11 protein-coding genes are annotated in these 12,273 nt (G+C 44.8%); 6 read left to right on the top strand and 5 right to left on the bottom strand.

The features are described from left to right. Nucleotides 1–33: 33 nt before the first annotated feature. From cydB to KV201_RS13120, 3 genes are all read left to right on the top strand, one after another. A complete protein-coding gene (cydB, locus tag KV201_RS13130; protein ID WP_226059582.1) occupies nt 34–1,041 on the top strand; it encodes a cytochrome d ubiquinol oxidase subunit II in 1,008 nt (335 codons plus the stop codon). A 181-nt stretch (nt 1,042–1,222) separates the two neighbouring features. Then, entirely contained in the window at nt 1,223–1,357 is a 135-nt protein-coding gene (locus KV201_RS13125; protein WP_014620618.1) for a DUF2474 domain-containing protein, read from the top strand. Nucleotides 1,358–2,107: 750 nt separating this feature from the next. Then, a complete protein-coding gene (locus KV201_RS13120; protein ID WP_012588415.1) occupies nt 2,108–2,509 on the top strand; it encodes a GreA/GreB family elongation factor in 402 nt (133 codons plus the stop codon). 790 nt (nt 2,510–3,299) lie between these two features. Here the strand turns inward: KV201_RS13120 and KV201_RS13115 are convergent. Next, nucleotides 3,300–4,076: a helix-turn-helix transcriptional regulator gene (locus KV201_RS13115; protein ID WP_226059581.1), complete on the bottom strand. Its 777-nt coding sequence runs from the start codon at nt 4,074–4,076 to the stop codon at nt 3,300–3,302. 351 nt (nt 4,077–4,427) lie between these two features. Here KV201_RS13115 and KV201_RS13110 point away from each other — a divergent pair, with 351 nt between their 5' ends. Next, entirely contained in the window at nt 4,428–5,318 is an 891-nt protein-coding gene (locus KV201_RS13110; RefSeq protein ID WP_226059580.1) for a DMT family transporter, read from the top strand. Between the two features lie 164 nt (nt 5,319–5,482). After that, nucleotides 5,483–7,114, top strand: coding sequence for a methyl-accepting chemotaxis protein (locus tag KV201_RS13105; protein ID WP_226059579.1), 1,632 nt, complete (start codon nt 5,483–5,485; stop codon nt 7,112–7,114). A 180-nt stretch (nt 7,115–7,294) separates the two neighbouring features. Here the strand turns inward: KV201_RS13105 and KV201_RS13100 are convergent, their stop codons facing one another. The 4 genes from KV201_RS13100 to KV201_RS13085 all read right to left on the bottom strand — a co-directional run bounded on the left by KV201_RS13100 (nt 7,295) and on the right by KV201_RS13085 (nt 10,254). After that, on the bottom strand, nt 7,295–7,759 hold the full coding sequence (locus KV201_RS13100) for a hypothetical protein (RefSeq protein ID WP_226059578.1): 465 nt from the start codon (nt 7,757–7,759) through the stop codon (nt 7,295–7,297). An 81-nt stretch (nt 7,760–7,840) separates the two neighbouring features. After that, nucleotides 7,841–8,686 (bottom strand): FAD:protein FMN transferase, encoded by an 846-nt coding sequence (locus KV201_RS13095; protein WP_226059577.1) that lies wholly within the window; start codon nt 8,684–8,686, stop codon nt 7,841–7,843. After that, entirely contained in the window at nt 8,683–9,237 is a 555-nt protein-coding gene (locus tag KV201_RS13090) for an FMN-binding protein (protein WP_226059576.1), read from the bottom strand. Before KV201_RS13090 ends, KV201_RS13095 begins: the two co-directional genes overlap by 4 nt. A gap of 108 nt (nt 9,238–9,345) precedes the next feature. Next, nucleotides 9,346–10,254, bottom strand: a complete 909-nt coding sequence (locus tag KV201_RS13085) for a DUF6662 family protein (RefSeq protein WP_006080435.1) — start codon at nt 10,252–10,254, stop codon at nt 9,346–9,348. Between the two features lie 680 nt (nt 10,255–10,934). Here KV201_RS13085 and KV201_RS13080 point away from each other — a divergent pair. After that, on the top strand, nt 10,935–12,269 hold the full coding sequence (locus KV201_RS13080; protein WP_107403921.1) for a Na+/H+ antiporter NhaC family protein: 1,335 nt from the start codon (nt 10,935–10,937) through the stop codon (nt 12,267–12,269). The last annotated feature ends 4 nt before the right edge of the window (nt 12,270–12,273 follow it).

Raw genomic sequence — 12,273 nt, 5'->3', positions numbered from 1 at the left:
TTATTCAATCTTAAACATATTTAAGGGCTCACCATGGAATTCGATTTACCCTTGATTTGGTTCGGGATCATTATTTTTGCCACCTTAATGTATATCGTGATGGATGGCTTTGATCTCGGCATAGGCATACTGTTTCCCTTTATTCACGACGAGGACGACAGGGACATTATGGTTAATACCGTCGCCCCCGTTTGGGATGGTAACGAAACCTGGTTAGTGCTCGGCGGCGCCAGCCTGCTCGGTGCCTTTCCCCTCGCCTATGCCATAGTGCTCGAAGCGCTGACTATACCGCTGCTCATCATGCTGCTGGCACTGATTTTTCGCGGCGTGGCATTTGAGTTTAGATTTAAGTCGGGCGCAGAAGCTAAACCATTTTGGGATAAAGCTTTTATGTTCGGATCTATCACGGCCACGTTTTCACAGGGCGTAGTGCTGGGGGCGTTTATCTCGGGCATTTCGGTCAGCGAGCAGCAATTTAGCGGAGGTAGTTTCGATTGGTTAACGCCCTTTTCACTCTTCTGTGGATTTGGTCTTATGCTGGCCTATGCTTTGCTCGGCGCGACTTGGCTGGTGAAAAAATGCCAAGGCGAGCTTAAAACGACCATGCAACAACTCGGCAGAGCACTGACCTTATGCTTACTTATGACCATAGGTTTAGTCAGTTTATGGACGCCTTTTGTGCAGCCCAATATTGCCCTGCGCTGGTTTAGTTTGCCGAATTTATTCTACTTCGCCCCAGTGCCAATACTGGTATTAGCCTGTGGCTGGGCCTTGATGAAATCCTTGCGCCGCGATGATAACTATCAGCCATTTCTACTCACCTTATGCCTAGTTTTTTTAGGTTTTAGTGGACTAGGGATCAGTATCTGGCCGCACATTATTCCCCCCAACATCAGCCTTTGGCAGGCGGCAGCACCCGATAGCAGCTTAAGCTTTATGCTCGTCGGCGCGCTGATGATCATCCCGCTGATTTTGGTTTACACCTTTTGGAGCTACTACGTGTTCCGCGGCAAAGTGACTAAAGATGTAGGCTATCACTAACGATTGATCTGGTAGAACATGACCTCAAAATGCTGCCGAAGCGACTTTGCCTAGGCAGCGGACTCTATTTAAACGGCGAGTTCACTTTAGGCAATAAATTCGATTAAGACTTCAATTCAAACACTGGTTCAATTCAGACACAGGTTGAATTGAAACACTGGCTAACACCTAGGAGATAAACATGACGACCCCAACTAAATCCCTCACCTATCGACTCGGCTGGTTAGTGCTCATTTGGTGCACGAGCGTCAGCTGCCTGTTCCTCGTCTCCATGTGCATTAAAATACTGTTGAAAGGTGCGGGATTAACCACCTAAGTGGATACTCAGTACTTTACAACTTTAAAAGCGAATATTAAGGCTTAATTCAGTTAGCTTGCATAGCATAGCGTTAATATATACTTAAGCATCACAATCACCGAGCTAAGGTATTATTCGAGCGTACATTGTTTGAGTGAGTGCATTAGTGAGTGAGTTATTTAAGTGAATTAGTGTGCTATTTACTTAATGCGTATTTTATCGCTAAGCTCACAGTGGTCGATTTATTTTACGCGTGCTAGGATTAAATTGACTAAGGTTAGCGTTAACATCAAAATGGTTAATTTAGTGTTAAATAAAATATTTACTGTAGATAAGTATACTCAGTAATATAAACTTGGTTAAGCTTGCATTATTTTTTCACTTGGCCTATGGTATCAAGCAAGTAAACATGGCTTATTTAGTAACAGTGCTAGCGAATAGATTTATTCAACAGCATTATTAAATAAATTAAGCTACTAGCGATACTGATAGACAAATAATCAATCGAACACCACTTTTGACTGGAGATGTAAAACTATGTTTATCAATGCATTTTCATCACTATCTTCCCATGTATTAGCTAGCACTCTTAGCTCAACGTGCTGTTTGGCTAAATCATTCCGCTTCTCTCTCAAATTCCCAGTCTAAGCCGAGCGTCACTCGCGCTCGGCAGAACTTTAATACTCTGGTTAAATAAGCACTGAATACAGTTATTCCTCTTTTAAAATTCTTTGCTTGTACTTTTACTTGGTTATTTCAGAGGCGGAAATGGCATATTCATTTTTTAGCGGTCTATTTCAGAATTTTATTCTAAAAACCGAAACCTATTATTTACAGAACAGTTTTAATGCCTCACTGCGCCCAACCGCTTTGGCTGGGGTGATTAGCAAGCTTGAGCAGCTAAAGCATGATACGGCGAGTGATAAAGTGACTGTAGGGAGGGAGATCCGCTTAGTTAATCTGCAGGATCAGCAAGAGTATCAAATTGAGCTCGTGTATCCACCAAAGCATAAACCCAGTGCAGGACGCTTCTCTGTTATATCCGATTTAGGCGTCAGCTTACTTGGGCGGTCAAAGGGCGAACTGGCTGAAGTGAGTATTTTAGGCAAGCCGGTGCTATTTATGATTAAAGATGTCAGCCTAGCGAAAAAACCTAAAAAAGCTAAGTAGCCAGCTGATTCAAGTAGCGTTATTTTTAATGGCCATTTAGCAGCTTATGCCCGAATTCAACTCAGAAGTTCGTTCAAGTGTTAAGCCATTTTTAGATGACGTATTTTAAAGATAAAGTGTGTTCAACTCCGTGACAACATGCTTCAACTCGCTATTAGCGGCGGCTTCTAGCGGTATTTTCAACAGAATACAATAAGAAGGAATGTTATTTTGAAGTCATTAACTGGCCGCGTTATTTATTAAAGACAACTATTAAATGAATTTGACACCGTAATTAACGCCTTTTGCCACTATTTACACTAAGTCATGGCAGCGCTTTAAGGTAAAACAGCAAAAGGGTTAAGAGGTTTAGGTTCGGCGCCTCAATCGTTAAATTCATTTTTATGTGTCCTTTATAAATAAACCGACTCAATTTAAGCCTGAAATAAAAATTGAGCCCAACTATCGAAACCGAATTGCGGCGCGGATTCGGATAGTGACCTTCACTTTGGAGTCTATATCTATGAGTAAAGAAAAAAACAAAAAACCGCCAATGAAAACCTTAAAAGAGAAGCGTCAGGATAAACGGAACCGCCAAAAAGCATCCGACTAATTTATCCACCAATGTAAAAATCCCTTAAATCCTCTCTTTAAATAGGCCGAAAATAGGGTGCTAAATGCTTTGGCACCCTATTTTATTTCTCGGTTTTATCAGCTTATCGCTTCACAACACCGACTAGCGTTCGACTTAACACACTGTCATTTTTCAACACACTAAGCTTATATGCCATCACGCTAAACTTATGCGCCATCACAATCGACGGCGATACTGCTCTGGCGAGCACTGGGCATACTTTTTAAACATAACGATATAAGGTGAGGTTTGGTTGTAGCCGAGCGTTAATGCCACCTCTTTTATAGCCAGTCCCTGACGCAGCAATTGTAATGAATAGATAAACTTATGCCTTTGCCTTAACTCGGTAAAACTCATCCCCAGCGCCTCTTGGCAACGACGGGCTAAGGTACGCTCTGTAGTGTGTAATTCATTGGCCCAAGATTTGAAGGTCTTAGGACTCGCAGGATCCGCTTCAAGTGCCAGCAACAACGGCTGTAACAGTTTATCTGAGACTGTGGGCAAAAATTGCGGCAGAGCTTGGCCGATAGTGAGCTGATCGAGCAAAACCTCAACAAGCCGTTTATCCGCTGCCGAGTTTGCCACTCTAACTTGCCGCTCCCGCAGATCGTTTACGATCGATTGGGCAATAGGAGTCACAGCTAATAAACAGGTAACTAGGGGAAACGCCGCAACCCGCTCGGCAACGATATTCATCGAACAATAATGGATACTACGCCGAGTGAAACTTTCATGCTCTATCCCCGCAGGCACCCAAATTGCATATTGCGACGGCGATAAAAACCGTTGCCCTGCAGCATGTAATTCCATGATGCCACCGCTGATTAACTGCAGTTGTCCCCAAACATGTTGATGTTTTGGCGTTACCGTATTTGGCAAGAAAGCTTCATAGTTAAAGAAAATATCCGCAACTGGCTCTTGCTCTGCCGTAAGGGGATGATAAACCGTACGCATTTTGTCTGTCCTTAAAGCCTTCTAGCTCAATACACTCTCTGATTCAATAGCACTCAACTGGTTAATAGCACTCAAGCAATCCAGATTTAATTGCACTGGTTTAATCGCGCTCAAGCGATTTTGCTATGCCATAGCACTCTGTCCGCCGAGGAACTGACCTTGTCTGATAAGCGATATCTATATCATAACCGACCATGGATAATTGCCTGCAATGATTATCTGGATGTATAAGTAATATGTAGTAAGCAGAGTCTCTCATTCTGAGTTACTCAGTTTTAGCCATGTAGACTCAGTCGCTTATGCCTATTCACTCATGTCCAGCCACGTAAACCATTATCGAAAGGCAAAATCATGTTGTATTTGTTTCCCCTATTAGCCGTTTTCATTTGGGCGGGTAACTCGATAGTTAATAAACTCTCATTTGGGATTATCGATCCTGAAGCCATAGCGTTTTACCGTTGGTTTTTTGCAATGTTGCTATTAACGCCCTTTGTCGCGGGTCGCGTGTGGCAAAAGCGCCGAGTGATCTTGCCACTGTTACCTAAGTTCGCGACTTTGGCCATGCTAGGTATGGTGCTCAACCAGAGTCTGGCCTATTTTGCCGCGGCCACCACCACGGCGACGAATATGGCATTGATCACCTCACTCGTGCCTATGATCAGCCTGTTTTTAGCCGTTCCCTTACTCAAACAGAAGCTGTCGCCGTTAGCCTTTGGTGGCACACTGATCTCGCTCGTTGGCTTAATTTTTATGTTAAGCCACGGCGATATGATGAATCTTGCCATCGGCGTCACCCAAGGTGACTTGTTATTGCTGTTCAGCGCTTTTGTGTATGCACTCTATGGTGTATTACTAAAACGCTGGCAATTACCACTGCCCACTTGGGAATCGGTTTATATTCAAGGACTCATAGCCGTATTTATGCTGACACCACTGCTGTTCAGTAGCCCGAGTATGGCAATTAGCACACAATCGGCACCACTAATACTGTATGCGGCAATTGCGGCCTCGCTGCTCGCGCCGTGGGCTTGGATCAATGGCATAAGCAAACTCGGCGCCGATCGCACCAGCGTATTCTTTAATTTAATGCCGATTATTGCGGCGATACTGGCGGCCATCATCCTAAATGAAACCTTGGCCATTTATCATTACATTGGCGGCTCTATGGTCATCATGGGTGTCATGCTAGTGCAGATAAAGCCTAAGCCAAAAGCCATCCCCACCTTAGCTTGCCCCGAATAACATAAGCTAAAATATCAAAGCCCTGGCTGCACAGTCGGGGCTATTCATCTTCTTTCTATGGGCACAAAACTTCGCCCAGAATCCCATCGCAATCTGCTGCACGCAAAGGCAATTCTATAAATAACGGCTAAGCTATTTATTAAGTTATTAATGGAGATACTCCTATGTTTAACAGTATTCGCGTTAAGTTTTCACTGATGTTTGCCATTATGGCGACAGCGCTCATTGTTATGGCCGTCACAGACGCCATGCAAAGCCGTGCGACGGTAAAACAGATGCAAGAGTTCAGTCAGTTATTTAATCCTGCGATTTCGGCAATTCTCAATGCAGACCGCGATCTTTACCAAGCACAGCTCAGTGAAGAAGTGTTGTTGAGGGAAGAATTATCAGCCGAGAATCGCAAGAGTGAAATTGATAACTGGCAAGAAAACGTCGACCAAGCCCGTGACCGAATGGGCGAGTTTAAAAAAATCCTTAAAGATCACCTACTCGTACTGCAATCCACCAATGGCTTTGAAGCGCAATTTTCCCTTTGGTATCAAGCCTCATCTGAAGTCATTAACGCAGTCAAAAGTAACGACTTTGCGCGGGCGAAACAGCTTCACGAGACCAAATCCAAGCAAGAATTTAAAGCTTTAAGAAGCATCTACAATGCGGCGGGGGAAGCGGCCGATAACCGCGTAAAAGAGCTAGACTTACAAGCAACTGAACAGGCAACCACCCAAACCCAATTATCCCTCACCATAGCCAGCTTAGTGGCCATAGTCGCCCTGTTGATTGCCTACTTTGGCCCTAAAATCATCGTTAACGCGATTAAAGATATCACCAGCAGGATCAATGACATTGTTGATGGTGACGGTAACTTAACTCAGCGGATCCCCATCAAACGTCAGGATGAAATCGGTGAGCTTGCTCAGGCCTTTAACTTGTTTGTAGAACAACTGCAGCAGATGGTGATCTCGATTATTGGTCAAACCAAGGATGTAAGCCAAACCGTTGAAAGCCTTGCGACTAAGTCCACCACCACAATCAACATCAGCCATGAACAAGAGCAGTTTGTCGATACCATAGTCACAGCAGTCAATGAAATGAGTGCGGCCGTAAGAGAAGTCGCCAGCAATGCCCTGCACACGGCAACCGAAATCACTAAGGTGAACGACCAAACGGTGGAAGGTAAAAATATCCTCGCCCAGTCCGTTAATCATATTCAACAACTATCTGAATCGGTTAAGAATGCCGTGACTGTTATTGAAAAACTCTCAGTCAATTCAGCCAATATTGCCTCTGTGCTTGATGTGATCCGCTCTATTGCTGAGCAAACTAACCTGCTCGCCCTTAACGCGGCTATTGAAGCGGCGCGCGCTGGCGAACAGGGCCGCGGCTTTGCCGTAGTCGCCGACGAAGTGCGTACACTGGCGAGTCGCACCGAAACCTCGACCCAAGATATTCAGCGTATGATTGAAGAGTTACAACGCGGCGTAAATGATGCGGTTAAAAGCATTGAATCGGGCGCCAGCTTGACCACATCAACCGTCACCCTCGCCAGCCAAACCCAAGATGCATTGGATGAAATCCTAAACTCCACCTCTAAGGTCAGCGAGATGTCCACTCAAACGGCAACGGCGACAGAAGAACAGACCCATGTAACCGAAGAAATTAACCGTAACTTGACTGAATTATCCGATAAAACAAGATACTGCAACTTAGTGATCCAAGAAACGCAGCAAATCGTCGTCAACACTAAGGCTATTTGCAGTAACCTACAAAAAGAAGTGGCGCGATTTAAAGTCGCCTAAACTGACTGATTGCTAACGACACATAGTTAGCGACAAGCGGTTAATGACAAGCCGCTAGCAACAAACAGCTAAAACGAAAAGAGTGCCCAATAAGGCACTCTTTTTAATGTGTTTTAACATGGGATTTTTAATCGAATGCTTTTGAATTGGGTTTCAAATTGGGCTTTGATGCAAAACTTATCAGCTACGGTGACGCCTAAGGGAGTGAAGGCGAATTTTACGGCCATGGTAATAATGCCAAACAAAACCTGAAAACAATAACATCCCCAAAAACGTATGCAATAAACTGGCAAACAGTTGGGCTGACTCTGAGCTCAAGTAATACAGTCCCACACCCGTTAACGCTAAGGTGATAAGACTGAGTGACATCACTAAGCCACTCCAATGGTTCAATTTTTTACGCCATCCAGCCCGAATATGACTGTGCCAAAGTGCACCAAGTAGCATCAACAGCAACCAACCTAACAACACATGCAACACCACTGCGGGTAACCGTAGTTCACCGCTGAGACCAAAATCCACATCCCACTGCAACTTAAACTCCATCACCCAAGGCAGCATAAACAAGCCTGCGATCGTGGTGACGCTAATGGCAAGAATAATTAGCCAAAAAAACCAATTTGGATAGCCAGTTAATTTCTTCATAGGAAAATGTTATACACTCAGAACGCAGCTTTTCCTTAGTAAATTCAGTAAGGAAAACTGCAAATAGTACCAAAGGAATGATTATTCAAAACTGACTAATCGACCACCTAAGTGAGCAATTGTGTCAGCGGCGGAGTCAGAGTTTAGGTAACCCGCAACCTTAGTCAACGCATCGGCGCGCCAAGCAAAGGGCGCACTCACACTGACAATACGTTCACTTTCAAGATCGATATTCACATCAGTAACATTGCCCGTGGGCAGTAATAACGCAGGATAATCATGGCTTAAAGTTTGTGACACCCGCGAACTTGCCAGCGCCATATTGCTAACGCAGATCTTTTGGCTCAATCCCTTTGGGCCGCGGCAGAGTACATTTAAAGAGGCGCTACCAAAGACTCTTAAATCGCCACCGGCATTCACCCAACCACCGCCAACGCCCGCACGGCGCAGCTCACTCACCGCCATATCAACCGCATAACCTTTGGCTATGCCATCTAAGGTCAAAATAAGTGGCCTAGCTAATCTCACTTGATTATCTTTTATTTCAATATCTTGCCACTCGCCTTGCAACAGCAAAGGCATACCTAGATAGGCAGGCAAAGCGCCGCGTGACATCATTTCCCCGCCGACAGTACAATTGAACAAGTTGTTGCTCGCCTTGCCTAGCCACTTAGCTAACTTGAGCACTCGTAAACTGTCTTGGCTTACACGAATCCATGTCCCTGGCTGGCGATTTAGCTGATTTAACTCACTGTCTTGCTGATGAAAACTCAGTAACCGACCAATATGCGTCACACGTGAAAAAGCCGCTGTCATCGCGGCTTCTAAGGCTTTATCCTCAAGTGGGATCTCACTGCCAGAATGTGGCAGTGACTCGGCGGCAATTTCCACCAAAGTCCCGAGTAAGGGTTTAGCGCGACGTATCACGATAATGCCGTCTGTGACAGGAAGAGTTGATGAATAACCAACAGACGCTTCACACCATCGAGTAAATTACGGCAACTCAAGGTTGCGCCGCTGATATTGGTGACATCCTCATCCAGTTTAAAGGGATCGTTCAGTGTTTTACCGTGGAACTGTTGGCGCCAACTGGCCTCGCGCACTTGACCGCCATGGGTCTCGCGATAACTCAACACTTCTAACCCTAACACTTCACCTTGCGGGCTAATCCCAACGGCATAAGTAATGTATTCATGTTTACCGACCACATCATCAACCATAAACCAACCGAGAAATTGCCCGTCTTTCTCCACTTTCCAAATAGGCTGTTGATCTTGACGCTGACGCACGCCAGACAAATCTTTGATCTGATCTTTCGCATCTGAGCTCAATAAAGTTGGCCGCTCGCTAAATACGGCCGCTTGATCAAAAATCAATGCCTGCGCCTGTGCAACAGTTAAATAGTCAGCAGCAATAGCGGGCGCGGTCACCACGACCATGGGCATAAACCACAAGCTATTCCAATATGTCTGCGCCATTTCAATACCTAATGTTAGTGAATATGGAATAAAAACGAGCCATCCTTGGCGCTCACTCTGGCGGTACAGCCTATTACATTCGCTGCAACAGCCTTCATTGAACCTGGATTAAAAGTTAAATGCGACCTTCAATCTGATTTCTTGTTCTGTTTTTTCAATCAAATGCAAACTGGTATCGCGCTGACCTTGGTACTGCTCACCACCGCCACTTAACTGTGGTAACCAAGTCAGCGTCGCCCACCAATCAGCACTACCATAATGCAATGAAGGGCCAGCAAAGAAGGACCATCGTTCTTGACCAATTTCAGTTTCAAATTCAGTTTCAAAAAGCACTTCGGCGCTAACGAACCAATTAGGGGCGAAACGATAGCTTAAGCCTGTGCCCATTTTCAATTCCAGTTCCATCTCTGGATCCGTCGACCATTCGAAATCTTCTGGTAGATTAGCGATAGGGGCGCGGTCGGCATAGGTTGATTCCATGCCTAAGTTCCCCACCCAAATTAACTCACCTTCGAGCATGTATTTTTGGGTTTGCAGACCAAGATCTAACGACAAGGTGTCTTTGTCTTGGCCAGAATGCACATCAATCCAGTCGTAGTCGAGGGAGGCTGTCATCGACAAACCTATGTCATCCTTGGCTGGGCTTAAAAACATATAGCTTAGGCCAACTTCGGCGCCAGAGGATTGAAAACCAATTTTTTTCTCTGCCGGCAAATAACCATCGATGATAAGCCCACTGGTGTCTAAGGACATAAACTTAGCAGAAGCTGACACCGCCAGTTTATTCGTTAGGCCATACTCGAATTCAGTTTCGTAGTTAATACCTCTGTAGGTGCCTTGACCCTTATCATTACGCAGGGTGATCTTTTGGTACAGTTCGATGGCGTCTTTAGGCATAGCTTCAGCGCCTTTGACATAACCGAATAAATCTTCACCGGCGATCGCAGTATGGTTCAACCCTAAAGTCAGTAAAGAGACGGCTACGAGACTCAAGCCATGGCGAGAAGATGTATGCATTTAAACAAAGCCCCAAAGAGTTATTAACATAATTTGTGCGGATTCTATTAAACTCTCTAGTACAACGCAAATCGTTATCATTAGTGTTTTATAGGTTTTTTATGCGGTTAACACTTTTTTACATTTGAAAACAATGAATTGATTGTTAAGGTTTAATTAATATTATTTTGTTATGTGAACGTGATTAAGCCGCTAAACGAGCGCTGCAAGCTAATAAGCAATAAAAATGAACTTAACTCGATGGATCCAGCTCATCTTCTTCGCCTTCTAAACTCATATCGACACTCACTCAGTGCATCAAAGCTTCAAGGGAAATAAGGGCGATAAATAGCCAACTTATCCCATCACCCCGGGCCACAGCTTAAATTTTACGCTATTCCATTCAGTTGCAATACACTCTAAATCAGATAAAAACCCGCTAACTTAACCTGAATGCAAACTGATAACACATTGATTATAAATTCAAATGTAGACCAAGCCTCATCTTATACAACCTATTAATAACCTAGCGATCACAACGGAAGTAAAAACATCTAGACGTCTAAATTGACAGGTTAGCGGGGATCAAATATGCTTTGCCTCAAGTTGCTAAGATACGATGCCGAAGCGACACTAAATTTAAGCGAGTTTGACTGCTAAGGATCCAGCGGAAAGAACTCTAAGCGAAAGAGAGATAACATTTGAGCAATCCAACACCAGCAACACAGCACAGCCCAGCATCTTTCATTGCCCTGTTGCCATTATTTGTTTTCCTTGGTCTTTTCATTGGCGCGGGTGTGTATTTCCAAAGCCAAGGTGTCGACTTCGCCTTCTATCAATTACCGAGTGTTATCGCCATTTTACCTGCGATTATTCTGGCGTTGATTTTATCAAAGCAGAAATTGAATCAATCGATTGATACCTTTATTGGCGGTATTGGTCACAGCAACATTATTGCGATGTGTTTGATTTATCTATTAGCAGGCGCCTTTGCGGCGGTCGCTAAAGCCACAGGCGGCGTCGATGCCACCGTTGCTCTGGGTTTATCACTGATCCCATCAAACTTGTTGTTACCCGGTTTCTTCGTGATTGCGGCCTTTATCGCAACAGCCATGGGGACATCAATGGGCACCATAGCTGCTGTCGCACCCATCGCCCTCGGCGTGGCCGACCAAGCACAAATCGACTACGCCCTGATGGCAGGTGCGGTCATGTCTGGCGCCCTATTCGGTGACAACTTATCGATTATTTCAGATACCACGATTGCAGCTACTCGTACTCAGGGCTGTGATATGAAAGATAAATTCCGTGAAAACCTGATTTTCGCTATCCCAGCATCACTGCTAACCTTGATTGCCTTTGTATTTGCAGGCCAGGGCCAAGCGGAATTAGCGACGCAGAACATCGATCTCATTAAGGTCATTCCTTATCTGACCATTTTGATCTTAGCTGTGGCGGGTCTGAACGTATTTGTGGTCTTAACCTTAGGTATCTTATTAGCGGGCGCTACGGGTCTGTTTACTATGGATTACGGCGTGATCCAATTTGGTAAAGATATTTATGCTGGCTTTAGCAATATGCAGGAAATTTTCATTCTGTCTATGCTGGTCGGTGGTTTAGCAGCACTTATGCAGCAACAAGGTGGTCTCGCCTTTGTGAGCAAACAGATTGAAAAGCTGATCACGCGTTTCTCAAAGGCACAAGGTGAAGCCTCATGCCGCGCCGCAGAACTGGGTATGGCTGGCATAGTCGCAGTGACTAATACTTGTGTGGCTAATAACACGGTTTCTATCGTTGTGACCGGTGATATTGCTAAAGACTTAGCCGAGAAACATGGCGTGAGCCCAAAACGTGCCGCCAGCGTCCTCGATATTTTCGCCTGTATTATCCAAGGTTTGATCCCGTATGGCGCACAAGCCTTGCTGATCGCCTCGACCTTTAGCATCACCCCATTGGCTGCGGTATCACACGCTTGGTACTGTATGATTTTAGCCGTAGTGGCCGTTGCAATTGTGATTTTCCGCAAACGTCATTGATAAG

This window comes from Shewanella sp. SR1, from assembly GCF_020447145.1.
Lineage (GTDB): Bacteria > Pseudomonadota > Gammaproteobacteria > Enterobacterales > Shewanellaceae > Shewanella > Shewanella baltica.
This window is presented reverse-complemented; position numbering and strand designations above follow the sequence as displayed.

Excerpts from the sequence above, each read along its gene's own strand:
- KV201_RS13090 (WP_226059576.1), bottom strand. The coding sequence starts at position 9,237 with ATGGCGCAGACATATTGGAATAGCTTGTGGTTTATGCCCATGGTCGTG.
- KV201_RS13120 (WP_012588415.1), top strand. The coding sequence starts at position 2,108 with ATGGCATATTCATTTTTTAGCGGTCTATTTCAGAATTTTATTCTAAAA.
- KV201_RS13100 (WP_226059578.1), bottom strand. The coding sequence starts at position 7,759 with ATGAAGAAATTAACTGGCTATCCAAATTGGTTTTTTTGGCTAATTATT.
- cydB (WP_226059582.1), top strand. The coding sequence starts at position 34 with ATGGAATTCGATTTACCCTTGATTTGGTTCGGGATCATTATTTTTGCC.
- KV201_RS13110 (WP_226059580.1), top strand. The coding sequence starts at position 4,428 with ATGTTGTATTTGTTTCCCCTATTAGCCGTTTTCATTTGGGCGGGTAAC.
- KV201_RS13125 (WP_014620618.1), top strand. The coding sequence starts at position 1,223 with ATGACGACCCCAACTAAATCCCTCACCTATCGACTCGGCTGGTTAGTG.
- KV201_RS13085 (WP_006080435.1), bottom strand. The coding sequence starts at position 10,254 with ATGCATACATCTTCTCGCCATGGCTTGAGTCTCGTAGCCGTCTCTTTA.
- KV201_RS13105 (WP_226059579.1), top strand. The coding sequence starts at position 5,483 with ATGTTTAACAGTATTCGCGTTAAGTTTTCACTGATGTTTGCCATTATG.
- KV201_RS13115 (WP_226059581.1), bottom strand. The coding sequence starts at position 4,076 with ATGCGTACGGTTTATCATCCCCTTACGGCAGAGCAAGAGCCAGTTGCG.